Source organism: Citrobacter sp. RHBSTW-00570 (assembly GCF_013739755.1).
In the GTDB taxonomy this organism is placed as follows: Bacteria; Pseudomonadota; Gammaproteobacteria; order Enterobacterales; family Enterobacteriaceae; genus Citrobacter; species Citrobacter braakii.
The window spans coordinates 2,662,620-2,689,416 of the sequence record NZ_CP056399.1; the positions used below are offsets into that span (position 1 = coordinate 2,662,620).

Below are 26,797 nucleotides of genomic sequence, written 5' to 3' on the forward strand. Positions count from 1 at the left end.
CATCAGAGGCGGTTTTTCCAGACGGTCTGTACATTACAAAACTCATGCAGACCAAAGTGTGAAAGCTCGCGGCCAAAACCACTTTTCTTCACGCCGCCAAATGCAACGCGGGCATCGCTGGCGCTGTAACCATTGATAAATACCCCCCCACACTCCAGGCGTGACGCCATCTTCTGCGCCAGAGCGTCATCCGCGGTGAACACCGTGGCTGATAAGCCGAAATCACTGTCATTAGCCAGCGCTAAGGCATGTTCCGCATTCTTTGCAACGGTAATCGCTGCAACCGGGCCAAACAGCTCCTGACGAAAAGCCGTCATCTCCGGAGTGACATCACCCAGAACCGTCACGGCATAGTAATTGCCCTGACCCGCGATTTTTTCCCCGCCGAGAAGTAACCGCGCGCCTTCGGCAAGGGAGGCTTCGACCTGCTGATGCAGCTCATCGCGCAGATCAAATCTTGCCATCGGACCCAGATCGTTTTCTTCGTTCAGCGGGTCGCCCATTTTGAGCGCGCTCGCGGCCGCCACAAAACGAGCCGTAAATTCTGCCGCAATTCCTTCTTCGATAATAAAGCGCTTTGCTGCCGCACAAACCTGCCCGGTATTCTGATAACGACCGGCGACCGCCGCCTTAACGGCCAGATCGAGGTCAGCATCATTAAGAACAATAAACGGATCGGACCCCCCCAGTTCAAGCACGCATTTTTTCAGCGCCGCACCCGCCTGAGCACCAATCGCCGCACCGGCTCGAACGCTGCCCGTCACCGTTACCGCCGCGATACGCGGGTCATTGATCATCTGACTTACCCCGGCGTTATCGGCATTCACCCAACCATAAACACCCGCGGGAACGCCCGCATCAGCAAAAACCTGCGCGATAATCGCAGCACAGCCGGTTACGTTTGGTGCATGCTTTAACAGATAGACATTTCCGGCCAGCAGAATTGGAACGGCGCCGCGAAGTACCTGCCAGAGCGGGAAGTTCCACGGCATGATCGCCAGAATAGTTCCAACGGGGCGATACTCAATCACCGCCTGGTTGTTCTCCACCAGCGTAGGTTCCGGGTTGAGCATCGCCGGTCCATGTTCGGCGTACCAGTCACACAATGCGGCTGATTTGGCAACTTCACCACGCGCCTGCTTGATGGGTTTCCCCATTTCACGTGAGATACACTGCGCCATCTCTTCGGCGCGATGACGCAGAGCCTGCCCGATATGACGCAGCGTTTGCGCACGGTGCTCAACGGCAGTGTGTTTCCATTCGCGGTAGCCATTCGCGGCAAGGCTCAGCGCATGTGCAATCTCTTCAGTACTGGCCCACGGCATTGCCGCCAACCTTTCACCGTTGGTAGGGTTAACGGAAATCGCATGTGTTGCTGCTGTGATAGTCATAAGTGCCTCTCTTTATCGCAGGGTATGGTCATATCATGCGCATATTTACTCTTTCTGAAAAATGAATAATATTAACCACACCATTCACGAACAGAGAATATTATGGATCTGACGCAACTGGAAATGTTCAACGCCGTCGCGGAGACAGGCAGTATTACGCAGGCCGCCGCGAAGGTGCATCGCGTGCCATCCAATCTGACCACCCGTATTCGCCAGCTTGAAGCCGACCTTGGCGTCGATCTGTTTATTCGTGAAAATCAGCGTTTGCGGCTTTCCCCGTCCGGGCACAATTTTTTACGCTACAGCCAGCGGATCCTCGCCCTGGTTGACGAGGCGAGAATGGTCGTCGCCGGCGATGAACCGCAGGGGTTGTTCTCTCTTGGCTCGCTCGAGAGTACTGCCGCTGTGCGGATCCCTGCCACGCTGGCTGAATACAATCAGCGTTACCCCAAAATTCAGTTTGCGCTGGCGACAGGTCCTTCAGGCACGATGCTGGACGGCGTGCTCGACGGGACGCTGAACGCCGCCTTTGTCGACGGCCCAATTACTCATCCAGGTCTTGAAGGAATGCCGGTCTACCTTGAAGAGATGATGATAGTCACTCCGCACGGTCATCCCCCTATCCAGCGGGCCAGCGACGTTAACGGTTGCAGCATTTACGCCTTTCGCGCCAACTGTTCCTATCGTCGCCATTTTGAAAGCTGGTTTCATGCCGATCGCGCAATGCCTGGCACCATTCATGAAATGGAGTCGTATCACGGCATGCTGGCTTGCGTCATTGCCGGTGCGGGTATCGCGCTGATCCCGCGTTCGATGCTGGAGAGCATGCCAGGACACCATCAGGTCCACGCCTGGCCGCTAAGCGAAAACTGGCGCTGGCTGAATACGTGGCTGGTCTGGCGCAGAGGGGCAATGACGAGGCAACTGGAAGCGTTTATTGAGGTATTGAACCCTCAGTTGTCGAATAGCACGGAATAATTCGCGATTCTCAAACAACGCCATCAATAGCGTTCCGGGTGAATTCTCACGCCCGGAATTTCATTAATAATGAAACAGTTAAAATTACGCGAAATGTTCGGCAGTCAATTTTGCCACCCAGTCAATGAAATGAGATCTGTATCACGAAATGATTGTATTTTAGCCAGCAAAAGTTTTAAGATCGTGGCCTTACCTTTTCGCAGCTAATCCACCTAATTGATATGACAACAGACACTGTTTCCCGCAAGGTCGCGTGGCTTCGGGTAGTTACGCTTGCCATTGCCGGTTTTATTTTCAATACCACTGAGTTTGTCCCTGTCGGTTTGTTATCCGACATCGCACAAAGTTTTAATATGCAGACCGCTCAGGTCGGGATCATGCTGACGATCTACGCCTGGGTTGTCGCCCTGATGTCGCTGCCTTTCATGCTGCTTACCAGCCAGGTAGAACGCCGCAAACTTCTGATCTGCCTGTTTGTCGTTTTTATCGCCAGCCACGTTCTCTCTTTCCTGGCATGGAATTTTACCGTGCTGGTAATCAGTCGTATCGGTATTGCTTTTGCCCACGCTATTTTCTGGTCGATCACCGCATCTCTGGCGATTCGCCTGGCTCCAGCCGGGAAACGCGCGCAGGCTCTCAGCCTGATTGCGACCGGTACCGCGCTGGCGATGGTGTTGGGCCTGCCTATCGGGCGCATCGTTGGCCAGTATTTTGGCTGGCGTACTACCTTCTTCGCCATCGGTATGGGGGCGTTAGTCACCCTACTTTGCTTGATTAAGCTCCTACCAAAATTACCCAGTGAGCATTCCGGTTCATTAAAAAGCCTGCCGGTTTTATTCCGCCGTCCGGCATTGATGAGCTTGTATCTGCTGACGGTGATTGTGGTCACCGCGCATTACACGGCCTACAGCTATATCGAACCGTTTGTACAGACCGTCGCCGGACTGAGCGCAAACTTTGCCACCGTGCTGCTGCTGGTTCTGGGTGGCGCGGGGATTGTCGGTAGCGTCATTTTTGGCAAACTGGGTAATCAACATGCTTCCGTATTGATTAGTAGCGCCATTGCCCTGCTGACGGTGTGCCTGGTGCTGTTACTGCCCGCAGCGGACAGCGAAATGCATCTGGCCGTCCTGAGTATATTCTGGGGCATAGCCATTATGTTGATAGGCCTGGGTATGCAGGTGAAAGTGCTGGCGCTGGCCCCGGATGCCACCGACGTCGCAATGGCCCTTTTCTCAGGTATCTTTAATATCGGGATAGGCGCTGGCGCGCTGGTGGGAAATCAGGTGAGTCTGCACTGGTCAATGTCTACGATTGGTTACGTAGGTGCAGTGCCTGCGGTTGTGGCGTTCATATGGTCGGTGATTATCTTCCTTAAATGGCCAGTATCACTGGAAGAGCAGCCTCAGCATTCATAAAAGCGTGCCCGGTAGACAATACCGGGCACGTTGTTTTAAGCGTAAGTTTTAATGATTTCCAGCACGCCGTTAATAATAAACTGCACGCCCATACATACCAGCAGGAAGCCCATCAGACGGGAGATCGCCTCAATACCGCCTTTGCCGACCAGGCGCATAATTCCGCCAGAACTGCGTAAACAGCCCCACAGGATAACCCCGACCACCGCAAAAATAATCGGCGGTGCGACCATTATCACCCAGTCCGGAAACTCAGCCCCATGACGCACGGTGGACGCCGAGCTGATGATCATTGCAATCGTACCCGGACCCGCGGTGCTTGGCATGGCCAGCGGAACAAATGCAATATTGGCAGTCGGTTCATCTTCCAGTTCTTCTGATTTGCTTCTCGCTTCCGGAGAGTCATGTGCCTTCTGCTGTGGAAACAACATTCGAAAGCCGATAAACGCAACGATTAACCCACCCGCGATACGTAACCCGGGAATCGAAATCCCGAAGGTATTCATCACCAGTTGTCCGGCATAATACGCCACCATCATGATGGCAAACACGTAAACGGACGCCATGAGTGACTGACGGTTACGCTCTGCGCTGTTCATGTTGCCGGCAAGGCCGAGGAACAACGCCACGGTGGTTAACGGGTTTGCCAACGGTAACAGGACTACCAGCCCCAGTCCTATTGCTTTAAACAAGTCCATCATAATGTCATCTTTCCTGTGCGTTAATCGTCAACGGCAAGTATACGGTGAAATCCGGGAGATAAGCCATTTTCGCGGTGTAAGGATTCATTTTTCATCCGCACGTATAAGCCATAATTTTCAAACCGTTAAAATTCCACTCGCCAGAAATTGAGTCTGATGATTTAGCAAAACGTGGCATTTGCTGACCCATTCATTTGACTTATATTTGCCTAAGCAATAATATCAGCCGTGACTAACTACTTGCCAGGGCAACCATTGTGAAAAGCACCAGTGATCTGTTTAACGAAATCATCCCACTGGGTCGTTTGATCTACATGGTTAATCAGAAAAAAGATCGTTTACTAAACGACTATCTGTCACCGCTGGATATCACGGCATCGCAGTTCAAGGTGCTCTGCTCTATCCGTTGCGCGGTGTGTATTACCCCTGTCGAATTGAAAAAAGTGCTGTCTGTCGATCTCGGCGCCCTGACGCGGATGCTGGACAGGCTGGCCTGTAAAGGCTGGATAGAAAGGCTTCCGAATCCACATGACAAGCGAGGCGTGCTGGTGAAACTCACCGAGCATGGCGCGGCAATTTGCGAGCAGTGTCATCAATTAGTAGGGCAAGACCTGCACCAGGAACTAACAAAAAACTTAACGGTGGATGAAGTGACCACGCTTGAGCATTTGCTTAAGAAAATCCTGCCGTAAACAGAAAGAGGTATGACGATGTCCAGACGCAATACTGACACAATCACTATTCATAGCATTTTGGACTGGATCGAAAATAACCTTGAATCGCCGCTCTCGCTGGAAAAGGTGTCAGAGCGTTCAGGTTACTCCAAATGGCACCTGCAACGGATGTTTAAAAAAGAAACCGGTCATTCACTGGGTCAATACATCCGTAGCCGTAAAATGACTGAAATAGCGCAAAAATTAAAAGAGAGTAACGAGCCGATCCTTTATCTGGCGGAGCGTTACGGCTTTGAGTCCCAGCAAACGCTGACCCGGACATTCAAAAACTATTTTGATGTTCCGCCGCATAAATACCGTATGACGAATATGCACGGCGAATCACGCTATTTGCTGCCACTCAATCAATGTAATTGCTAATCGCCAGTTAACGACGTAACCGAGGAAATCATGAAACTTCTGTCTTATGCGATGCTGGCCCTGCTGTATGTTGTTTCGGGCCAGAGCATGGCGGAACAGACCGCGCAGCCTGCCACACAAAACAGTCGTGACGCGATGATTATGCCGCCTGCGCACGATCGGTCCCCGTTCGATTTTAATCATATGGGTGCAGGCAGCGACAAATCCGACGAATTAGGTGTGCCTTATTACAATATGCGCAACCTGTAATTTTTTTGCCCCGTCACTGCGGGGCTTTTTTTTACCCTCTCGCCTGCGCAGTCTTACGCAACCGAAAGCCAAACACATTGATGTACAATCCAGCCATGATCAGCAGCGCACCGAGCAGTTGTAATCCGGTAAGCATTTCATCCAGCAGCACGGCCGCGCTCGCCAGTCCAACAACCGGCACCAACAGCGACAACGGCGCGACACGCCAGGTTTCATAACGCCCGAGTAAAGATCCCCAGATGCCATAACCCACAATGGTCGCCACAAACGCCAGATAAACCAGTGACAGAATGGTGGTCATATCTATCGTCACCAGACTTTGGATAATTTGCGTTGGACCATCGAGAAGTATTGAGGCGAGAAAGAATGGGACAACAGGAATCAACGCACTCCATACCACCAATGACATCACCGCCGGGCGTGACGTATGCTGCATGATTTTTTTATTAAAGATATTACCGCTGGCCCAGCTTAGTGCCGCCGCCAGCGTCAGCATAAAACCGAGCATGCCGACATGCTGTCCGTTCAGACTGGCCTCAATCAGCACCAGCACGCCAAATATGGCCAGCGCAATCCCTACCCGTTGTTTACCTTGCAGACGTTCACCAAAGGCGAATGCCCCCAGAATGATGGTGAAAAACGCCTGAGCCTGTAATACCAGAGAAGCTAACCCGGCAGGCATACCGAATTTGATGGCGCTAAAGAGAAACGCGAACTGCCCAAAACTGATGGTCAGCCCATAGCCGAGCAGCAGTGAAAGCGGAATTTTCGGCCGGGCAACGAAGAAAATCGCCGGAAATGCCACCAGTAAAAAACGCAACCCAGCCAGCATTAAGGGTGGCATATTGTGTAGCCCCACTTTGATGACGACAAAGTTCAGCCCCCAAACCACAACGACCAGTAACGCTAATAACCCGTCTTTACGCGACATACCACCGCCCCTGCGAATATTAAATTTTTGTAAACAAATTAAAGTAACGGAAATCGTTGTGCCGTAACAGATCATTAATTCAGGTAGGCCACACAGGGCATTTTCGGACAACTTATTGAGTGTACATCACACTTTTAGCATGCTATTTGTTTCTGATATCTAAATAAAACATAACAACATGCATTGTCGGGCAGGAAAATGAATATCTCTCTGAGAAGGTCCACTCTCGCGTTACTCGCGTCATCATTGTTATTAACGATTGGGCGTGGCGCCACGCTGCCCTTTATGACGATCTACCTCAGCCGACAGTACAATCTGAGCGTCGACCTGATCGGTTATGCGATGACGGTCGCACTGACCATTGGCGTCGTGTTCAGCCTTGGCTTTGGTATTCTGGCCGACAAGTTTGATAAAAAACGCTATATGCTGCTGGCTATCTGCGGCTTTGCCTCTGGCTTTATTGCTATTCCACTGGTGCATAACGTAGTGGTAGTGGTTTTGCTCTTTGCCCTGATCAACTGCGCCTACTCCGTCTTCGCCACGGTGCTGAAAGCCTGGTTTGCCGATAATCTCTCGGCGACCAACAAGACTAAAATTTTCTCGCTTAACTATACCGTGCTGAACATCGGCTGGACCGTAGGCCCACCGCTGGGCACGCTACTGGTGATGCAAAGCATTAACCTGCCATTCTGGCTCGCTGCTGCATGTTCAGCACTCCCTCTGGTATTTATCCAGACCTGGGTAAAACGTTCACCAGCAGCATCAGAAGGTTTGAACGCCGCAGTTTGGTCCCCCTCGGTACTGCTGCGCGACAGAGCATTATTCTGGTTTACGCTGTCAGCATTTTTGGCGTCATTCGTTGGTGGTGCCTTTGCGTCCTGTATTTCGCAATACGTTATGGTGGTTGCAGACGGCGATTTTGCCGAGAAAGTGGTGGCAGTCGTCCTGCCTGTTAACGCCGCCATTGTGGTATCACTGCAATATGCCCTCGGGCGCAGGCTCACCGCCACCAATATCCGCCCGCTAATGACTGTAGGCACGCTGTTCTTTGTGGTCGGTCTGGTTGGCTTCACCTTCTCCGGCAACAACCTGGTGTTATGGGGCATTTCTGCGGCCTTTTTCACTATCGGTGAGGTCATTTACGCGCCGGGTGAATACATGCTCATCGACAACATCGCGCCTGCAGGAATGAAAGCCAGCTATTTTTCCGCCCAGTCGTTAGGCTGGTTGGGCGCAGCGGTAAACCCATTAGTCAGCGGCGTCATTTTAACCACATTGCCGCCGTGGTCGCTGTTTGTGGCGCTGATGGTGGCGATCGTTCTTGCCTGGGCGCTAATGATAAAAGGTATGCGCGCCAAACCCTGGGGCCAGACGGCGGTCTGCTAATGATGATCGCGACAGAGCCAAAGCCGCTCTGTCGCGAATCTCAAATGGCGACCAGCCCTCGAACGCCTTCGGATTCCATATTTTTACCGTCACCGCTTTGAATAATGCTGCCTCGCGACATGAGTAAGTATTTGTCGGCCAGTTGCTGCGCAAAATCATAGAACTGCTCCACCAGCAAAATGGCCATGTCACCCCGGTGCGCCAGTTGAGAAATCACCTGCCCAATTTCTTTAATCACTGACGGCTGGATCCCCTCCGTGGGCTCATCGAGGATCAACAACTGCGGGCGACTGGCCAGCGCTCGTCCAATCGCCAGTTGCTGCTGTTGCCCGCCGGACAAATCTCCGCCCCGCCGATGTTTCATCTCCTGTAGAACCGGAAAGAGCGCATAGATATCATCCGGCACACGTCTGGCCTCCTGTGCTGAAAAACGGGAAAGGCCGAGCAGCAGGTTCTCTTCTACCGTCAGACGCGGAAAAATATCGCGCCCCTGTGGTACATACGCCACCCCGGCCCTGACCCGCTGATGCGGCTTCCAGTGAGTGACATTTTTCTCCTGCCAGAGCACACTCCCGCTGCGGGCAGGAATAAGCCCCATCAGGCACTTCAGAAGCGTCGTTTTCCCCACGCCGTTACGCCCCAGCAGACATGTCACCTCGCCGATACGCGCCTCAAAGTTCACACTTCGCAGAATATGGCTGCCACCATAATATTGATTCAGTTCTTTCACCTGCAGCATCTGTGCTCCTTAACGCCCGAGATAAACTTCAATAACCTGCTCGTTGGCCTGCACTTCGCGCAGACTTCCCTGAGCCAGAACGCGTCCCTGGTGTAAGACCGTGACGCGATCGGCAATGGTTTCGACAAATCCCATATCGTGCTCAACAACCATCAGCGAGTGCTTCCCGGCAAGCTTACGAAACAGTTCCGCAGTGTATTCCGTCTCCGCATCCGTCATGCCCGCCGCGGGTTCATCCAGCAGCAGTAAATGCGGCTCCTGTACCAACAGCATGCCAATTTCGAGAAACTGTTTTTGCCCGTGAGAAAGCAGCCCGGCGCGGCGGGCCCGCTCGTTGCCCAGCCGCAAAAGCGCCAGTATTTCATCTATACGATCCCGTTGTTCGCCGGTGAGGTGCGCCCGTAAAGAGCTCCAGACAGATTTATCGCTTTTCAGCGCCAGCTCCAGATTCTCCTCCACCGTTAACGCTTCAAATACCGTGGGTTTCTGAAACTTCCGTCCAACTCCCTGACGTGCAATGGCGATGGGGTCCAGCGTTGTTAAATCGGTCGACTGATCGTATATCGCCCGACCACTTTGCGGCCTGGTTTTGCCGGTAATAACATCCATTAGCGTCGTTTTTCCGGCACCGTTGGGACCAATGATGCAACGCAGCTCCCCAACGCCAATATTGAGCGTGAGATCCGTTAACGCCTGGAAACCATCGAAGTTAACGTTAATTTTTTCCAACTGGAGCACCGGGTCCGTTTGGTTGCGAAACCGATCGCCTGGCATCTGGCGAGTAAAAAGCCCTTCATCTGGCTGCATTATTTGTCTCCCTTGCGAAACAGACCCATCACACCACGAGGTAAAAACAGCGTAACGCCAATAAAGATCAGGCCAAGAAACAGCTGCCAGTATTCCGGCATAATGACGGTAAACAGGCTTTTAGCGCCGTTCACCAGTACGGCGCCAAATACCGGGCCAATCAGGGTTCCACGCCCGCCAAGGGCAACCCAAATCGCCGCTTCTATCGAGTTGGTCGGCGACATTTCGCTGGGGTTAATGATTCCCACCTGCGGAACATACAACGCCCCCGCCAGGCCGCACAGCACGGCGGAAAGCGTCCACACCAGCAGCTTGAAACCTTTCGGATCGTAACCACAGAACATCAGACGGTTCTCGGCGTCGCGCACGGCGGTGAGAATTCGACCAAACTTACTGCGGGCCAGCGCCAGTCCCAGCCATATTGCCAGCACCAGCAGCATGACCGTCGCCAGAAACAGCGCGATACGGGTTGAGGTCGCGGTCACCGGAAATCCCAGAATGGTGGTAAAACCGGTAAAACCGTTATTTCCCCCAAAGCCGGTTTCGTTGCGGAAAAACAGTAACATTCCGGCGAAAGTCAGGGCCTGAGTCATGATGGAGAAATAGACCCCTTTGATTTTTGAACGGAAGGCAAACCAGCCAAATACCAGCGCCAGCAGGCCCGGCACCAGCACAACCAGCAACATCGCCCAGATAAAATGTTGCGTTCCCCACCAAAACCAGGGCAGCTCGGTCCACGACAGAAACGACATAAAGGCCGGTAATCCTTCGCCGGAAGCCTGGCGCATCAGGTACATTCCCATCGCATATCCCCCCAGCGCAAAGAAAATACCGTGACCCAGCGAGAGCATTCCCGCATAGCCCCACACCAGATCCAGCGCCACCGCCACAATGGCATAGCAGAGAATTTTCCCGGCCAGAGTCAATGTCCACACCGATATGGCCAGCGGATGATCCGCAGGTAACAGCGCCAGAAACGGCAGAATAATCAGCGTCAGCAGTAAACCCAGCCCCAGGATGCGTGTCGCGCGCGGCGCTTTACGCGCCAGCGTTAATGTCATTGGCATCGTCATCAGTCAATAACCCTCCCTTTCAACGCGAACAGCCCCTGAGGACGTTTCTGAATAAACAAAATAATCAGCACCAGAATCATAATCTTACCGAGAACAGCTCCCACCTGAGGCTCAAGAATTTTGTTGAAAATCCCAAGCCCAAACGCAGCGGCTACACTCCCCGCGAGTTGTCCCACGCCGCCCAGCACCACCACCAGAAACGAATCGATAATGTAGCTTTGCCCCAGCTCCGGTCCTACGTTGCCTAACTGCGAGAGCGCTACCCCCCCCAGTCCGGCAATCCCTGAACCAAGGCCAAAGGCCAGCATATCCACTCGTCCGGTAGGTACGCCGCAGCAGGCCGCCATATTGCGATTTTGCGTCACCGCACGTACGCGCAGTCCGAGACGGGTTTTATTCAACAACAGCCAGGTGAAGAACAGCACCAGAATGGCAAAGCCAAGCACCACAATTCGGTTCCACGGCAAAATCAGATTGGCATAAACCTGAATGCCCCCGGAAAGCCATTCCGGATTTGCGACTTCAAGGTTTTGCGCGCCGAAGGACATACGCACTAACTGGATAAGCATCAGACTGATCCCCCACGTTGCCAGCAGGGTTTCGAGCGGACGCCCGTATAAATGGCGGATCACTCCGCGCTCGAGTAGCATTCCAACCCCAGCGGTAAGCAAAAAGGCGACCGGAAGCGCAATAACCGGATACCAGGCCAACCATTGCGGGAAAAACTGGCCCATCAGCTGTTGCACCATCCAGGTACCGTAAGCGCCGAGCATTAACATCTCACCATGCGCCATATTAATGACGCCAAGTAAGCCGTAGGTTATCGCCAGACCCAATGCCGCCAGCAGCAAAATGGAGCCCAGCGACAATCCCATAAATGCCTGTCCAAGAAGATCGCCAACCTTCATGCGATGCGCGATGGCATTCAGGCTTTCGTCAGCGGCAGCACGAACGCGGGCATCAGGTTCATGTTCAGCATGGGTGAATGGCTGCAGGCGCGCCTGGGTTTCAGGATCGTTCGACGCCCCTAGCAGTTCGATTGCCTGACGTCTGATCTCAGGCGAAGTACTGGTCAGTTGCAGGTTTGCCAGTGCAATAGCCAGTAAAGATTTCACGCCAGCATCGGGCTCCTGGGCCAGTCGTTGCTGCAAAAACGGCAGCATCCCCGGCTGGGCCTCACGCTGTAATGTACGCGCTGCCCCGCTCCTTTGCGTGACACTGTCACTTAATAGCTGGTGGACGGCCAAGGTTCCGGCAACCAGATTACGCAGGCGGTTAGTCAGGCGGATTTTTTTTAGCTCGCCGTTCGGACCTGCCGCCGTTCCTAGCGGTTGTACGTGCGACCCGTTCATGATGAACGCGTTTTTCGCGTTATCTGTCAGCAGGTTCTCGTCACTCAGCGCTTTGAGCACCGGCAAGCGTTGAACATCGGGTTTTACCGACCATTGTTCTAGCAAGGCGGCCTGCTGAGTCCGGTTGGCGGCGGTAAAGGTATCGGCATCTGCGGCCTGCGCTATCCACGGCAAAAGCCACGTCAGCAACAACACACCACGAATAAAGCGCATGGCTTTCATGAGCATTCTCCAAAGCGTTGCCCTCCCGCTGGAGGGCGTAAGATCAGTTGCTGGCGGTTTTAACGGGCTGTTCAGATTTTTTATCATTACCGGCGATATACGGACTCCAGGGCTGGGCGCGAACCGGCGCTTCGGTTTGCCACACCACGTTAAACTGGCCGTTGCCTTCAATCTCGCCAATCATGACGGGTTTATGCAGGTGATGGTTGGTCGCATCCATGGTCAGGGTAAATCCTGATGGTGCCGCGAATGATTGTCCTGCCATAGCCGCCCGGACTTTATCCACATCGGTAGTTCCGGCTTTTTCTACTGCCTGCGCCCACATATGCAGGCCAACATAAGTGGCTTCCATAGGGTCGTTGGTCACCACCGAATCAGCATTCGGCAGCTTATGTGCTTTGGCATACGCCCGGTAATCCGCGACGAACTTCTTGTTGGCCGCATTATCTACGGACTCAAAGTAGTTCCACGCAGCCAGGTTGCCCACCAGCGGTTTAGTATCGATACCGCGCAACTCCTCCTCACCCACAGAGAATGCCACCACCGGAACATCCGTGGCTTTCAGGCCCTGGTTCGCTAACTCTTTATAGAATGGAACGTTAGAATCCCCGTTGATGGTCGATACCACCGCCGTTTTTCCCCCTGCGGCGAATTTTTTAATACTGGCAACAATGGTCTGGTAATCGCTGTGTCCGAATGGGGTATACACCTCTTCGATGTCTTTATCGGCCACGCCTTTCGAATGCAAAAAGGCGCGTAAAATTTTGTTAGTCGTACGCGGATAGACATAGTCCGTACCCAGCAGGTAGAAGCGCTTAGCGCTGCCGCCGTCCTCACTCATCAGATACTCAACCGCCGGGATCGCCTGCTGGTTAGGCGCAGCGCCGGTATAGAAGACGTTAGGCGACATCTCCTCACCTTCATATTGCACCGGGTAAAACAGCAGACCGTTCAATTCTTCAAATACCGGTAAAACCGATTTACGCGAAACCGATGTCCAGCAGCCGAAAACCGCCGCTACCTTGTCCTGGCTCAGTAACTGACGTGCTTTTTCAGCAAATAACGGCCAGTTCGAAGCCGGGTCAACCACCACCGGTTCCAGCTTTTTGCCCAATACACCGCCCTGCGCATTGATTTCATTAATAGTCATCAACGCCACATCTTTCAGCGGCGTTTCGGAAATAGCCATGGTGCCGGATAACGAATGCATGATGCCAACCTTAATAGTGTCGGCCGCCTGAACGCTAAAACTCATTCCCATTGCGACAACAGAGGCGGAAAGCGCAAAAGCTTTTAAAAATGTACGACGCTGCATAGTTTCACTCCTGAAATTAGTCTTGTTGAAAGCTCCGGTGCAGCCGGGCAGACAAAACGGTGCAAATTAAGGGTATTCAGAAGTGATAAGGCAAAAACGATGCCAGATATTTAAACATCATATAAAATCAATGAATTAGAATTTTAGGCACAAAAATCAGTATTAATTTTTGCCGCCAGAAGGATTAATCGCGTGAAACATTGAACCACAATGAGACAACTCTGCATTATAAACGTGCAACAATCTGTGTCTGTCACACACGGTCATAACGGCGTGCCCCGGTATAAAAACATGGTTATTTGTTCGCAGATAACCGTCCCTTGTCACTATTATTTATTTTTCCAGACGTAATCACGTCAAAATTTTACTTTTCCGCCGAAATAATCACACAGTTCAGCCTTTGTTTAAGATTGAATTGCTACTATAGTCATAAGCGAGGTGAACTTAAGGTAAGAGAGGAAACTCACAAATAAAGGAGCATTTACTATGCTGGGTAATATGAATATTTTTATGGCTGTTCTGGGAATTATTTTATTTTCCGGTTTCCTGGCCGCGTATTTTAGCCACAGATGGGATGATTGATGAACGGAGATAGTCCTGAACCGACCCGGCCCCTTGCTGCGTAGCTGCACAAGGGGCCATTTTTTTACCTGAATTCCCCCTCCCGGCACCTTTTCCCTGATGTACAGATAAAAAAAAACCGCCGGATAAACCAGCGGTAAATGCTTGCATGGATAGATTTGTGTTTTGCTTTTATACGCTACCTGGCAATTCCCTGCGAAGATAACGGATAGTTGGCTAATCTATCATCGACAACCCCAATGAACGTTAAACGAAACGTAACTACCTTCTATAAGACATGTTGGCCGCTAATGAGATTCTTGCAAACCGTACAGTAATCCATGTTATCGCAATGGTTATAAAATGAGCTATTTATTGCTTCATAGTGTATGGTAAGCACCCCATCACAAGGACAATCAATATGTCGATACTCAAAGATATTAAGATGCGTACTTTACGACCAGTGAAAAGTACCTGTCCTCACTGCTGCCGCCAGTCAATGCACAGCCTGTCGAGAATAAAAAACAACATAACGTTAGTCTGCCCCAACTGCGGCAATACCTACCTTCCTTCCCAAAGCAAACCAGTCAAGTAACGTAAGAACAGGAAAACAATGCCGACCTTTCACCAGCAGCACTCCCTACCCGAGCGTCTCTATGAGATGCAAGGCATCAATACCCAACAACGATTCATTTTGCTGAAGAAAAAATCCAGCTAACAACCGGGCACCACGCCCGGTTCAATTTTCTGACTGACCTGGCTTAAGCGCTCAAGCCACGATGTTCCAGCATGGGTTCCATGCGCGGATCACGCCCGCTCCACTGGCGATAAAGTTCAGTTAAATCAGTGCTGTTTCCGCGGGACAAAATTGCTTCGCGGAATTTCTGTCCGTTTTCACGGGTTAATCCGCCCTGCTCTACGAACCACTGGTAGCCGTCATCGGCCAGCATTTGCGTCCACAGATAGGCATAATAACCTGCGGCATAACCGCCACCGAAGATATGGGCAAAATAACTGCTGCGATAACGCGGCGGCACGGCCTTGAGATCCAAACCTTCCGCCGCCAGCGCCTGCTGTTCAAATTGATCGACCGGATGAGATGACTCGCTCAACTCCAGAGAGTGCCAGCGCATATCCAGCAATGCAGCGCTGAGCAGTTCGGTCATGTCGTAACCTTTGTTAAACAGACTGGCTCGCTGCATTTTATCCCGCAATGCCTGCGGCATTTGCTCCCCGGTATCAACATGTCGGGCAAAACGGGCAAAGACCTGAGGATGGCTCGCCCAGTGTTCGTTGATCTGTGAAGGAAACTCGACAGAATCACGCGGAGTGTTGGTCCCAGAAAGCGTGGCATAACGCTGAGTGGCGAACAGACCGTGCAATGTATGTCCAAATTCATGAAATAGCGTAATAACATCATCCCACAGCAGCAATGCAGGCTGATCCTGCGCAGGTTTTTGATAATTACAGACGTTGTAAATAACCGGTCTGGTTTCGTTAAGCAGCGATTGCTCGACAAAATTGCCCATCCAGGCTCCGCCGCTTTTTGATTCCCGGGCAAAGAAATCACCGTAAAATAGCGCCAACCCTACGCCATCATGATCGAATATTTCCCATACCCGAACATCCGGGTGATAAACCGGAATATCGAATCGTTCAACGAATTTGATGCCAAAGAGTTGATTGGCCGTCCAGAAAACGCCCTCGTTCAGCACCGAATCCAGGGCAAAGTAAGGTTTGAGCTGTGCCTCATCAAGGTCATATTTCTCACGACGGACCTGCTCGGCATAAAACGACCAGTCCCAGGCCTCGGCGCTAAACGACTCGTGTTCTTGAAAGATAACGTTCTGGATTTCAGCCTGCTCATCCAACGCCCGCGCCCGCGCGGCTGGAACAATAGATCGCATAAATGTCAGTGCCGCTTCCGGCGTTTTTGCCATCTGGTCGGCAATTTTCCAGGCTGCGTAATTGGCAAAACCAAGCAGTTGCGCCTGCTGCATCCGGATTGCTACCAGTCGCTGAATAATAGCTCGCGTGTCGTTGCCATCATCATTTTCAGCCCGCGTCCATGCGCGGGTGAACAGTTTTTCGCGGGTCTGACGATCGCGTAAAACCGCAAGCGCCGGTTGCTGTGTTGTGTTTAATAGCGGGATAACCCAACGCGCTTCAAGCCCTTTCGCCCTTGCAGCTTCGGCAGCAACGGCAATTTCTTCTGTGCTCAGCCCCTCCAGATGCCGGATATCATCCACCACCATAGCACCTGACGTGTTTGCTGCCAGCAACCGTTGATTGAACTGGCTGGTCAACGTGGCTGACTCCGTATTGAGCGCTTTAAGTTTAGCTTTATCGGTCTCGTTCAGACGGGCGCCGGCCAGTACAAAACGCTGATACACGACCTCCAGCAGACGTATTGATTCGCTATCCAGACTTAGCGTACCACGCCGTTGCCAGACAGCTTCGACACGGGCGAAAAGCGCGCCATTGAGATAAATATCATTGGCAAGGTTCGCCAGCTCTGCGGAAAACTCTTCGTCAAGGCGCTGTAGTTCATCGTTGGTGTGCGCCGCCGTCATCGCGAAGAAAACGCTGGTCACGCGCGTGAGCAGCCCCCCGCTTTGTTCAAGCGCCAGCAACGTGTTAGCAAAATCAGGAACCTGTGAGTTTTGCACAATAGCGTCGATCTCGGCGCGTTTTTGCCGCACGCCTTCATCAAACGCTGGACGATAATGCTGCACGTCGATCTGATCAAACTGCGGTGCCTGATACGGCAATGTGCTGTGGTGTAAAAATGGATTCGTTAACGACATCTTTCACTCCTGAAAACGATTTGTTTACCAGAGTAGACTTCCCGGGAATCGACCGCAATCGCGTTAAGCAGGAATAGCTCTGAACGGAAATGACGTGCTATGGTAGTACTACATAAAAAGCGTTGAGGAACAGTGAGATGATCGTTTTAGTAACCGGAGCAACCGCAGGTTTTGGTGAGTGCATTACGCGTCGTTTTATTGAGAATGGGCATAAAGTTATTGCCACCGGACGCCGCCAGGAGCGCCTGCAGGAACTCAAAGATGAGCTGGGTGACCGCCTCTATACCGCGCAACTGGACGTACGTAATCGTGCATCAATTGAAGAGATGCTGAACGCCTTACCCGCTGAATGGCGCGATATTGATGTTCTGGTCAACAATGCGGGTCTGGCGCTGGGCCTTGAGCCAGCCCACAAGGCCAGCGTTGAAGACTGGGAAAATATGATCGACACCAACAACAAAGGCCTGGTTTATATGACCCGTGCCGTTCTGCCAGGCATGGTTGAGCGCAACCGCGGTCATATTATCAATATCGGTTCTACCGCGGGAAGTTGGCCATACGCTGGTGGGAACGTCTACGGTGCGACCAAAGCGTTTGTTCGCCAGTTTAGCCTGAATTTACGTACTGACTTACACGGCACTGCGATTCGCGTTACCGACATTGAACCTGGTCTGGTTGGCGGTACGGAATTCTCTAACGTACGTTTCAAAGGCGATGATGCTAAAGCTGAAAAAGCCTACGAAAATACCACTGCGCTGACCCCGCAAGATGTTACAGAAGCGGTATGGTGGGTGGCGTCCTTACCCGCTCATGTCAACATTAACACCCTTGAAATGATGCCTGTCACACAGTCTTTTGCCGGACTGAGTATTCATCGGAGCTAATTTCTCTGCCCGGCCTTGCGCCGGGTATAGATAGCCTGAAATAAGTGATAAGATCTCCGGGTTAACTCTCTAAAAAGTAAGAATGAATGACCGTAGAAACGCAGCTAAACCCTACACAACCGGTAAATCAACAGATTTACCGTATTCTTCGTCGTGATATCGTGCACTGTCTGATTGCACCCGGTACGCCGCTGTCGGAAAAAGAGGTTTCCGTACGCTTTAATGTGTCACGCCAGCCGGTACGAGAAGCATTCATCAAACTGGCAGAGAACGGTCTGATTCAGATCCGCCCGCAGCGTGGCAGCTACGTAAACAAAATTTCGCTGTCGCAGGTGCAGAACGGCTGTTTTGTTCGCCAGGCAATTGAATGTGCCGTGGTCCGCCGCGCCGCATCACTGATCACCGATAAACAGTGCTATCAGCTCGAACAAAATCTGCATCAGCAGCGCATCGCGATTGATCGAAAACAAATCAATGATTTCTTCCAGCTAGATGACGAATTTCATCAGAAACTGGCTTTAATCGCTGAGTGCCAGCTCGCCTGGGACACCGTTGAGAATATTAAGGCCACGATTGACCGCGTTCGCTATATGAGCCTGGATCATATCTCTCCGCCTGAAATGCTGCTGCGTCAGCATCACGATATTTTTACCGCACTTGAGAAACATGATGGCGATGCCGTAGAGCGCGCAATGATGCTGCATCTCCAGGAAATTGGTGAGTCCGTTCAGCTAATCCGTCAGGAAAATAGCGACTGGTTCAGCGAAGATTAATATTACGCTCACCTCACACCGAGGTGAGTTTCTCCTGCCTTCCCCTCTCCCGCACATCTGCATAAAAAAAGCTGTGATTTTGATCGAAAACAAAAAAAATCATTAACGAGAAGCGTATTTATATTGCGCCCGTTACGTGGGACTAGAGCCCACGGGCTTTGACAGTAAGTTGGAAAGGAGAAAACACCATGAAAACATACGATCGTAACCGTAACGCAATCACCACTGGCAGCCGCGTCATGATTAGCGACACCGGACTTACAGGCCGCATTACAGCGATAGATACCGATGGTCTGACCGCTGAGCAAATTCGCCGCGGGAAAACAGTGGAAATCGAAGGGTGTGAAGGTAAATATGCCCCCCTCGAACTGATTCGTTTGGGCATGAACTAATTGGTGTGAATGCCAGAAAACATTGCGCCATCTGGCCTGTTTATAGCCAGATGGCGACTTAAATGATGTTCTCGTTACTTCAGTTTTGCAGCATACTTCGCAACGGTTGCTTTCGCCCCTTCAGCCAGTAAAGCAAGATAGGCTTGTGTGACCTGGTTCTTGAACAATTCTACCTGCGGCAGTTCACGACCAAAAATAGCATCGATCGCCAGCAGCGCCTGGACACGATCTTCGCCCTCGTTACTGCTATGCACCGCTTTCTGGATCACCGGTAACAGCGGATCGCTGATTTCAATCGCCTGGCCCTGATCATCCACACCGCCGACGTAACGCATCCAGCCAGCCACGCCCAGCGCCAGCAGTTCAAAGTGGCTACCGTGCACAATGTGCCAGCGAACGGAGTCCAGCATACGCTGCGGCAGTTTTTGACTGCCGTCCATCGCGATCTGCCAGGTACGATGACGCAGTGCCGGGTTGCTGTAGCGCTCAATTAACAGATCGGCATAGTGCGGAAGATCCACACCTTTCACTGTTAACGTGGGCGCTTGTTCCTGCAACATCAGCGCGCGCGCGGCGAGGCGATAATTTTCATCGCCCATGCAATCGTTAATGTGCTGATATCCCGCCAGATACCCCAGATAAGCAAGGAAAGAGTGGCTGCCGTTGAGCATACGCAGTTTCATCTCTTCAAACGGAATGACATCAGCAACCAGCTCCGCTCCCGCCTTCTCCCAATCAGGGCGGCCAGCGACAAAGTTATCTTCAATAACCCACTGACGGAACGGTTCACATGCCACGCCTGCCGGGTCGCGTACGCCGGTAATGTGTTCAATTTTGTCCAGCGTATCCTGGGTAACTGCAGGGACAATGCGGTCAACCATTGTCGACGGGAATGTGACATGTTGTTCGATCCACGCAGCCAGTTCCGCATCCACCGCCCGGGCATACGCGGTGACAACATTGCGCATCACATGACCGTTTTCTGGCATGTTGTCGCAGGACATCACGGTAAAAGCGGCTAAACCCGCAGCTTTGCGACGTGCAAGCGCCTCAACCACAACGCCTGGCGCAGTTTTTGGCTGTTTTGGATTTTGTAGATCGGCGGCAATCATCGGGTTGTCTAACATCAATTGACCGGTCGCCGGAGAATGGCAATACCCTTTCTCGGTAATGGTCAGGGAAACAATCGCAACCTGCGGTTCACTCATCGCAGCCAGCACGCTTTCCAGCCCATCAACCTGCGCATGCAGCGCATTTTTCACCACGCCCACGACTCTTGCAGTCCAAGCATCTGCGGACATTTCTGCAACGGTATACAGGTTATCTTGCTGTTTCAGATCGGCAATCTGCTGCTCGCCGCCAATCAGGTTCACTTCGCAATAGCCCCAGTCACTGCCGTGATCTGCAGCGAGAATGTCAGCGTAAACCCCCTGATGTGCGCGGTGAAATGCGCCAAACCCCAGATGAACAATACGCGGGACCAGTTTTGTACGATCGTAGTCGGGAACTGCAGCCTTTGCCGTTAAGAGCTTGTTTTGCATGGTATGACCTACTTATCAATGAAATCAGGATTGATTCAGAGTAACGCCTGTATGGTTGTATGTTTTGATTTGCATTAAGCTTTTTATGATTGGTATGACATCACTTAAAGCTGTGTACCAGCATAAACGGAGAACGAACGCCTCCGTTCATGCTGCGGCTGTGGATTAGCTTGTCTGGGTCGCTGAACAACGCATCTTATCGGCTTTACTCACCTCAGCAGCATCCTCAAGCGCACTCAGATCGCGGTCTTTCACCTCTGGCATCAGCAGCGCGGAAACCAAACCGATCAGTGAGTAGGCAATGATCATCACCAGAATTGGCCACCAGGAATTAGTCATGTTACAGAAGATACCAGCCAGAACCGGACCAAAACCAACGGCAACCAGCCCACCCGCCTCTTTTGAAATCGCCATGCGTGTGAATCGGTTACGGGCACCGAACATTTCAGCCATGGTAATATTTTCGAGAGCAAATAATCCCAATACGGCAAAGTTATGAATAACAATCAGTGCCGTCATAATAACGCCCGGACTATACGTTTTATCCACGACGATTGAGAGCATTGGGTAAGCCAGAATAATTGCCGAAATATTCAGAATAATATAAGGCAACCGGCGACCAAACTTATCAGACAACCAGCCGAGCAGCGGTATCGTAATAAATCCTAGTACCGAACTAATCATTAAAGCATCGGTGGGTATTGATTTATCAAATAACAACGTCTGCACTAAATACCCAGCAAGGAAGGTTTGGATTAACCCAGAGTTACCCGCCTGTCCAAACCGTAAACCGGTTGCCAGCCAGAAGGATTTACTGGTAAACATCGCCCCTAGTGTATTTTCCGACGAATTATTTAATGCAGGAGAATTTTCCTCGTCATTAACTTTCTCAAATACCGGACTTTCTTTGAGGTTCATACGTAACCAGATGGCAAAAATCATTACCACGACACTTGCCAGGAACGGAATTCGCCAGCCCCAGGCTAACAGTTCTTCCCGGTCAAGAGCAAAGAACATCACCGCCCAGATAGCAGTTGCACTAAGGGTTCCACAGTTTGTCCCCATGGCGACAAGCGAGGAAATGATGCCGCGTTTGCCTTTTGGCGCATACTCAGCAAGCATAGTCCCTGCGCCCGAGATTTCAGCCCCCGCGCCAAGCCCTTGTACGATACGCAGCGTCACCAGCAATACGGGAGCAAAGATACCGATTTGCGCATACGTTGGCAGTACGCCGATTAATGTTGTGCAGATCCCCATCATGGTGATGGTAATAAACAGCACCTTTTTACGCCCAATGCTGTCTCCCATTTTGCCAAATATAAATGCTCCGACGATACGAGCAATATATCCTGCACCATAGGTACCCATTGCTAAAATGAGCGCCATCGCTGCAGACTGTTCCGGGAAAAATATCTCATGGAATACCAGCGCGGCACCCAGAGAATATAATTGGAAATCCATAAATTCGAGCGCAGTACCTAACCATCCGGATACGGCGGCTCTGACCAGATCCTTCGTTGATCTTTCGTGTTTTTCTTGATTCATATTGGCTATCTCTAAGAGGTAAGATGCGTACCACTTACTCGCAGTTATTTATATTATTCAGTGAATGTGAGTAAAACTTTGCAGCAGTGCTGCTGATCTTTCTCAAACAATTCAATTGCGTCGGTAACGTGGTGATAGTCAAAAGTATGGGTAATAAGTTGGTTAGGATCGATAAGTCCGTTGACTAACCAATCAATAACAACCGGGAATTTGTTCGCATTTAATCTTGAGGAATAAATTGAAAGTTCTTTCCCGGTAATGCCTTGTTGAACAATCTGACAAGGATCGCTGGAGAAGCCCATCAGAACAATCCGCGCGGCTGGCGATGCCAGCGTGATAGCCTCCTGTAAAATAGATGGATGACAAGCTGCATCCACGATGATGGTCGGTTTTAGCCCTTTTTCCGTCAGGAAATCTTGCAACGATTGCTGACTATTATTGACTGCCCAGTCTGCACCGCACTGCTTCGCCATGCTAAGGCGTTCATCGATTCTGTCAGCAATCACCACTGTTTTTACTTTATAGACACGTTTAAGCGCCTGTACGGTGGTCAGCCCCATAGGACCCGCGCCATAAATCAGCGCAATATCGTTTTCTGTTGGATTTATTTGCCCGGTTACGTTTGCGGCGATGGTAAAAGGCTCAACCATAACAGCATGCTCATCAGGAACGGCATCGGGGATCGTCCAGGCATTTTTCTCTGGCACGACAGCGTACTCGCTAAAACCACCATCGCGATGCACGCCCAGCACCACCAGCGATGTGCAAACGTTAGGTTTACCAATTGAACAGGGATAACAATGTCCGCAACTGATAACCGGATCAACGGATACTCGCTCGCCCATTCGCGAACGGTCAACACCTTCACCTACCGCATCAATCACGCCAAAAAACTCGTGGCCAATCACGCGTGGGTATTTTGCAAATGGATTGTGTCCGCGATAAATATGGCTGTCAGAACCACAAATTCCCGCCAGTTTCACCCTAACCCTGACTTCGCCTGCAGAGGGTTCTGGTACCGGTAGCTCGGCAATATTCAGCGTATTCGGTTTTTCAATCACAATACTTTTCATAGCAAATCACTCCTTACCAGTTCCATAACGTGCCATCTTCCAGACGAGCAACAGGCAGATATGCAGGGTCATACGGATATTTCGCCGCCAGCTTTTCATCAAACTCGATCCCAAGACCTGGTTTGTCTCCAGGATGCATATAGCCGTTATCAAAGGTCCAGTTGTGCGGGAACACTTCCAACATTTGCTCGGAATACCCCATATATTCCTGTACGCCGAAGTTCGGCACCCATAGATCAAAGTGCAACGCGGCGGCCATGCATACTGGAGACAGATCGGAAGGTCCATGCGAACCGGTACGTACCTGATACAGCGACGCGAAATCGGCAATTCGACGCATGCCAGTGATACCGCCCGCATGGGTGATGGTGGTGCGGATATAGTCGATCAATTGCTCTTCGATAAGCTGTTTGCAGTCCCAGATACTGTTGAAAACTTCCCCTACCGCAATCGGCGTGACCGTATGCTGGCGGATCAGGCGGAAGCATTCCTGGTTTTCAGCCGGGGTTGGGTCTTCCATCCAGAACAGACGGTATTGCTCGATGCTTTTGCCGAAACGGGCCGCTTCAATTGGCGTCATACGGTGGTGCATATCGTGCAGAAGATGTTCGTTGAAACCAAACTTGTCGCGCACGGCTTCAAACAGTGTTGGTGTGAAATCGAGGTACTTCTCCGTTGACCATAACTGCTCTTCTGGCCACTGCCCTTTGGTGGCGGGTTCGTAGGCCAGTCCTTTGCCTTTAGACATACCGTAAGTGGTTTTCATACCCGGCACGCCGCACTGCACGCGAATTGCTTTAAAGCCCATCTCTTTATGGCGCGCATAATCTTCGAGTACGTCATCAACGGTATGGCCTGTGGTGTGACAGTAAACCATAACGCCTTCACGAGATGCACCGCCGAGCAGCTGGTACAACGGCATATTCGCCGCTTTCGCTTTGATGTCCCACAATGCCATATCCACCGCGGAAATCGCCGACATGGTGACCGGACCACGACGCCAGTACGCGCCTTTGTAGAAAAACTGCCAGATATCCTCAATTCGGTGCGCATCGCGACCAATCAACTGCGGACAAACATGATCTTTCAGATAGGACGCTACGGATAACTCGCGTCCGTTTAACGTGGCATCTCCCAGCCCAGTGATCCCATCGTCTGTGGTAATTTTCAACGTGACAAAATTACGCCCCGGACAGGTGACAAACACTTCAGCCCCAACAATCTTCATTTCTTATTCCTTGCATTTGTTCTTGTGATGCAGGAAATTTACCCAACTGAGCTACTACCATACAAGTATGAAGATCAAAAAAACGCTGATTGATCACAAAAAAGGCGCTATGCGCGCCCCCATCCAGCCACAATAATCAGCATGCCGCACAATGCCACCAGCGCGCCTGACCAGTCGTACAGGCTAAGTTTTACGCCGTCAACAATACGTAGCCAAAGCAGCGCTGTCACCACGTAAACTCCACCATAGGCCGCGTACACACGCCCGCTTGCTGCCGGATGCAGCGTCAGTAACCAGACGAATAAGGCCAGTGACATCCCGGCGGGTATCAGCAGCCAGGCCGTAGCCCCTCGCTTAAGCCAGAGCCAGGGTAAAAAGCAGCCAATGATTTCGCATAACGCGGTGATGAAAAAAAGGAATGTGGTCTTAAGCATTGATGTTATTCAGTTACCTTCGGTTTAACCATGATACGACAGAATGTCGTTAGCGTATCCATCTCCGCTGAGTGGGTATGCCCGCAAGCCAGAATAGTGTAGAATTTAGCCCTGTTTTATTGTTTTTTCCCTTTCCCATAAAAGGAATTCACCATGAATATTACACTGACCAAACGCCTGTGCCTGACGGCTATGCTGACGCTGGCTGCGGCTGTGTACACCTCTTCCGCATTTGCTGAAACCAGTAAACTGATCATTGAATCCGGGGACAGTGCGCAAAGTCGTCAACAGGCAGCAATGGAAAAGGAACAATGGAACGATACGCGTCAGCTACGCCAGAAGGTCAACAAGCGTGCAGAGAAAGAGTGGGACAAAACCGACGCTGCTTTCGATAGCCGTGATAAATGCGAACAGAGCGCTAATATTAATGCGTACTGGGAGCCCAACACCCTGCGCTGCCTCGACCGACGCACTGGCCGCACCGTTGCCCCATAATGATTGCACTTTGAAAGATATTGAAAGGATACGATATGACTAGCGCCCTCAGTGTTAAGCTGCGCCCGCTGGAGCGTGAAGATTTACGATTTGTCCATCAGCTTGATAACAACGCCAGCGTAATGCGTTACTGGTTTGAAGAACCTTACGAAGCATTTGTTGAGCTGTCAGATCTGTATGACAAGCATATCCACGACCAAAGCGAACGTCGCTTTGTTGTGGAATGCGACGGTGAAAAAGCCGGACTGGTGGAGCTGGTTGAAATTAACCATGTGCACCGCCGGGCAGAATTCCAGATCATTATTTCGCCGGAATATCAGGGCAAAGGTTTGGCTTCCCGGGCTGCTAAGCTGGCGATGGATTACGGCTTTACCGTACTTAACTTATATAAGCTGTATCTGATCGTTGATAAAGAGAACGAAAAAGCCATCCACATCTACCGTAAACTCGGCTTTATGGTCGAAGGCGAGCTGATTCATGAATTCTTTATCAACGGTCAATACCGCAACACTATCCGCATGTGTATCTTCCAGCAGCAGTATCTTGCAGAACATAAAACGTCAGGTCCCAACCTGCTGCAACCTACCGCTCAATAAAGACTGACTAATAGTAATCGATGGTGTTTTCAATCGAGTAATGGTGTTCAACTGCCGGCTTCACGCTCTCGTCAACGATAACAAGCTGGCAGTTGACCGGATTAGCATAGTCATCATACTTGCACGTTTGTTTTACATTACCTAACGGATGGTTATTGAGCAGACTTACCGCGGTGTAATCCAGCTTCTTCAACGGGTCAACCGACGGTTTGGCATCAACCTGCAAGGTATTGTCCTTATTGACGGTGGTTTTACCCAGCGGGTAGCCTTCCGCATCATAGCGATATTGCACCTTCATCTCTTTTCCCGTGGCGGAAACGACAAAACCGTTATCGTCGGTATCCCATACCACGCCCGCCGCAGGCAGTTCTGCTAACTGACATTTACCCTGTAAGCGGATCCGTTTTTCCAGCGTTTTGGCGTCCCGGTAATAGTTAGCATCCAGGACCAGCGCCATGCCGGTATTGCTTTCAATATCATGCAATTCAAGCGTATCGAAGCACCCTTCCTGTGAGAGCGTACCGACAACGCGCTTGGTGACTTCACCTTTGTCATTAAGCAGCGTCTGGCTGAAATCTTTTACTGGCCCGCGCAGCGGATCGAAATCAAATTCATTGGAAAAACTGGCCATTTCCGGCGTAAAGGAATCCAGGCCTTTGGCGTTATCACACCCGGCCAACACGACGCACAGGAAACCTAATAAGATCTTTTTCTTCACATTTTTCACCGGGATAAGAAGATAATTCTCAATCATATTAGCAAATACAGTTATTTACACCAGAAATGCTAATCTTAGTCCAGGTCGATCATAA

Annotated in this window: 27 protein-coding genes; 12 read left to right on the forward strand and 15 right to left on the reverse strand. The window is 51.2% G+C overall.

Annotation, left to right across the window (positions count from 1 at the left end; translation table 11 throughout):
* Positions 1–2 precede the first annotated feature (2 nt).
* On the reverse strand, positions 3–1,391 hold the full coding sequence (sad, locus tag HV237_RS12645; RefSeq protein ID WP_047359046.1) for a succinate-semialdehyde dehydrogenase: 1,389 nt from the start codon (positions 1,389–1,391) through the stop codon (positions 3–5).
* Between the two features lie 102 nt (positions 1,392–1,493).
* Here sad and HV237_RS12650 point away from each other — a divergent pair, with 102 nt between their 5' ends.
* Both HV237_RS12650 and HV237_RS12655 read left to right on the forward strand, forming a co-directional pair.
* Positions 1,494–2,369 carry a LysR family transcriptional regulator gene (locus HV237_RS12650; RefSeq protein ID WP_047359045.1) on the forward strand — a complete coding sequence of 292 codons (876 nt, stop codon included), beginning with the start codon at positions 1,494–1,496 and terminating at the stop codon, positions 2,367–2,369.
* A 221-nt stretch (positions 2,370–2,590) separates the two neighbouring features.
* Entirely contained in the window at positions 2,591–3,787 is a 1,197-nt protein-coding gene (locus tag HV237_RS12655) for a sugar transporter (RefSeq protein ID WP_047359044.1), read from the forward strand.
* Between the two features lie 35 nt (positions 3,788–3,822).
* On the opposite strand, the gene HV237_RS12660 is transcribed toward HV237_RS12655, so the two are convergent.
* Positions 3,823–4,488, reverse strand: a complete 666-nt coding sequence (locus tag HV237_RS12660) for a MarC family NAAT transporter (protein WP_016153073.1) — start codon at positions 4,486–4,488, stop codon at positions 3,823–3,825.
* A 257-nt stretch (positions 4,489–4,745) separates the two neighbouring features.
* Here HV237_RS12660 and marR point away from each other — a divergent pair, with 257 nt between their 5' ends.
* The 3 genes from marR to marB are packed head-to-tail and all read left to right on the forward strand — an operon-like array spanning position 4,746 to position 5,831.
* Positions 4,746–5,180 (forward strand): multiple antibiotic resistance transcriptional regulator MarR, encoded by a 435-nt coding sequence (gene marR / locus HV237_RS12665; protein WP_016153072.1) that lies wholly within the window; start codon positions 4,746–4,748, stop codon positions 5,178–5,180.
* Between the two features lie 18 nt (positions 5,181–5,198).
* On the forward strand, positions 5,199–5,582 hold the full coding sequence (gene marA / locus HV237_RS12670; protein ID WP_003032424.1) for an MDR efflux pump AcrAB transcriptional activator MarA: 384 nt from the start codon (positions 5,199–5,201) through the stop codon (positions 5,580–5,582).
* Positions 5,583–5,612: 30 nt separating this feature from the next.
* Positions 5,613–5,831 carry a multiple antibiotic resistance protein MarB gene (marB, locus tag HV237_RS12675; protein ID WP_016153071.1) on the forward strand — a complete coding sequence of 73 codons (219 nt, stop codon included), beginning with the start codon at positions 5,613–5,615 and terminating at the stop codon, positions 5,829–5,831.
* A gap of 31 nt (positions 5,832–5,862) precedes the next feature.
* On the opposite strand, the gene eamA is transcribed toward marB, so the two are convergent.
* The gene (gene eamA / locus HV237_RS12680; protein WP_047359043.1) at positions 5,863–6,762 is read right to left on the reverse strand and encodes an O-acetylserine/cysteine exporter; all 900 of its coding nucleotides are present in this window, start codon (positions 6,760–6,762) and stop codon (positions 5,863–5,865) included.
* 198 nt (positions 6,763–6,960) lie between these two features.
* Between eamA and ydeE the strand changes: the two genes are divergently transcribed.
* Positions 6,961–8,148, forward strand: coding sequence for an efflux MFS transporter YdeE (gene ydeE, locus HV237_RS12685; RefSeq protein WP_047359042.1), 1,188 nt, complete (start codon positions 6,961–6,963; stop codon positions 8,146–8,148).
* A gap of 40 nt (positions 8,149–8,188) precedes the next feature.
* Here ydeE and urtE read toward each other — a convergent pair whose 3' ends face one another.
* The 5 genes from urtE to urtA are packed head-to-tail and all read right to left on the reverse strand — an operon-like array spanning position 8,189 to position 13,656.
* Positions 8,189–8,887 (reverse strand): urea ABC transporter ATP-binding subunit UrtE, encoded by a 699-nt coding sequence (gene urtE, locus HV237_RS12690; RefSeq protein ID WP_047359041.1) that lies wholly within the window; start codon positions 8,885–8,887, stop codon positions 8,189–8,191.
* A 9-nt stretch (positions 8,888–8,896) separates the two neighbouring features.
* On the reverse strand, positions 8,897–9,694 hold the full coding sequence (urtD, locus tag HV237_RS12695; RefSeq protein ID WP_047359040.1) for an urea ABC transporter ATP-binding protein UrtD: 798 nt from the start codon (positions 9,692–9,694) through the stop codon (positions 8,897–8,899).
* Entirely contained in the window at positions 9,694–10,767 is a 1,074-nt protein-coding gene (urtC, locus tag HV237_RS12700; RefSeq protein ID WP_016156480.1) for an urea ABC transporter permease subunit UrtC, read from the reverse strand. Before urtC ends, urtD begins: the two co-directional genes overlap by 1 nt.
* Complete coding sequence (gene urtB / locus HV237_RS12705) at positions 10,767–12,341, reverse strand: urea ABC transporter permease subunit UrtB (protein ID WP_047359039.1); 1,575 nt, start codon at positions 12,339–12,341, stop codon at positions 10,767–10,769. Before urtB ends, urtC begins: the two co-directional genes overlap by 1 nt.
* Positions 12,342–12,384: 43 nt before the next feature.
* Positions 12,385–13,656 carry an urea ABC transporter substrate-binding protein gene (gene urtA, locus HV237_RS12710; protein ID WP_016156478.1) on the reverse strand — a complete coding sequence of 424 codons (1,272 nt, stop codon included), beginning with the start codon at positions 13,654–13,656 and terminating at the stop codon, positions 12,385–12,387.
* A gap of 486 nt (positions 13,657–14,142) precedes the next feature.
* On the opposite strand from urtA, the gene mgtS reads away from it, so the two are divergent.
* Positions 14,143–14,238: a protein MgtS gene (mgtS, locus tag HV237_RS12715; protein ID WP_003032406.1), complete on the forward strand. Its 96-nt coding sequence runs from the start codon at positions 14,143–14,145 to the stop codon at positions 14,236–14,238.
* Between the two features lie 740 nt (positions 14,239–14,978).
* Here the strand turns inward: mgtS and dcp are convergent.
* Positions 14,979–17,024: a peptidyl-dipeptidase Dcp gene (gene dcp / locus HV237_RS12720; protein ID WP_047359038.1), complete on the reverse strand. Its 2,046-nt coding sequence runs from the start codon at positions 17,022–17,024 to the stop codon at positions 14,979–14,981.
* 137 nt (positions 17,025–17,161) lie between these two features.
* Here dcp and ydfG point away from each other — a divergent pair, with 137 nt between their 5' ends.
* From ydfG to ydfZ, 3 genes are all read left to right on the forward strand, one after another.
* Positions 17,162–17,908: a bifunctional NADP-dependent 3-hydroxy acid dehydrogenase/3-hydroxypropionate dehydrogenase YdfG gene (ydfG, locus tag HV237_RS12725; protein ID WP_016153061.1), complete on the forward strand. Its 747-nt coding sequence runs from the start codon at positions 17,162–17,164 to the stop codon at positions 17,906–17,908.
* Between the two features lie 86 nt (positions 17,909–17,994).
* On the forward strand, positions 17,995–18,681 hold the full coding sequence (locus HV237_RS12730; RefSeq protein ID WP_016153060.1) for a GntR family transcriptional regulator: 687 nt from the start codon (positions 17,995–17,997) through the stop codon (positions 18,679–18,681).
* 188 nt (positions 18,682–18,869) lie between these two features.
* Entirely contained in the window at positions 18,870–19,073 is a 204-nt protein-coding gene (gene ydfZ / locus HV237_RS12735) for a putative selenium delivery protein YdfZ (protein ID WP_003032393.1), read from the forward strand.
* Between the two features lie 74 nt (positions 19,074–19,147).
* Here ydfZ and HV237_RS12740 read toward each other — a convergent pair whose 3' ends face one another.
* From HV237_RS12740 to HV237_RS12760, 5 genes are all read right to left on the reverse strand, one after another.
* Positions 19,148–20,614 carry a fructuronate reductase gene (locus HV237_RS12740; RefSeq protein ID WP_047359037.1) on the reverse strand — a complete coding sequence of 489 codons (1,467 nt, stop codon included), beginning with the start codon at positions 20,612–20,614 and terminating at the stop codon, positions 19,148–19,150.
* Between the two features lie 165 nt (positions 20,615–20,779).
* Entirely contained in the window at positions 20,780–22,159 is a 1,380-nt protein-coding gene (locus tag HV237_RS12745; protein WP_047359036.1) for an MFS transporter, read from the reverse strand.
* A gap of 53 nt (positions 22,160–22,212) precedes the next feature.
* The gene (locus tag HV237_RS12750; RefSeq protein WP_094761168.1) at positions 22,213–23,232 is read right to left on the reverse strand and encodes a Zn-dependent oxidoreductase; all 1,020 of its coding nucleotides are present in this window, start codon (positions 23,230–23,232) and stop codon (positions 22,213–22,215) included.
* A gap of 13 nt (positions 23,233–23,245) precedes the next feature.
* Positions 23,246–24,460: a starvation-sensing protein RspA gene (rspA, locus tag HV237_RS12755; protein ID WP_047358404.1), complete on the reverse strand. Its 1,215-nt coding sequence runs from the start codon at positions 24,458–24,460 to the stop codon at positions 23,246–23,248.
* A 107-nt stretch (positions 24,461–24,567) separates the two neighbouring features.
* On the reverse strand, positions 24,568–24,894 hold the full coding sequence (locus HV237_RS12760; protein WP_016153055.1) for a YnfA family protein: 327 nt from the start codon (positions 24,892–24,894) through the stop codon (positions 24,568–24,570).
* 153 nt (positions 24,895–25,047) lie between these two features.
* On the opposite strand from HV237_RS12760, the gene HV237_RS12765 reads away from it, so the two are divergent.
* Together HV237_RS12765 and speG are read left to right on the forward strand one after the other, a co-directional pair.
* Positions 25,048–25,389: a DUF1283 family protein gene (locus HV237_RS12765; protein WP_016153054.1), complete on the forward strand. Its 342-nt coding sequence runs from the start codon at positions 25,048–25,050 to the stop codon at positions 25,387–25,389.
* 35 nt (positions 25,390–25,424) lie between these two features.
* Complete coding sequence (gene speG / locus HV237_RS12770; RefSeq protein WP_006684613.1) at positions 25,425–25,985, forward strand: spermidine N1-acetyltransferase; 561 nt, start codon at positions 25,425–25,427, stop codon at positions 25,983–25,985.
* Between the two features lie 7 nt (positions 25,986–25,992).
* Here speG and HV237_RS12775 read toward each other — a convergent pair whose 3' ends face one another.
* Entirely contained in the window at positions 25,993–26,703 is a 711-nt protein-coding gene (locus HV237_RS12775; protein ID WP_029139534.1) for a YnfC family lipoprotein, read from the reverse strand.
* Between the last annotated feature and the right edge of the window lie 94 nt (positions 26,704–26,797).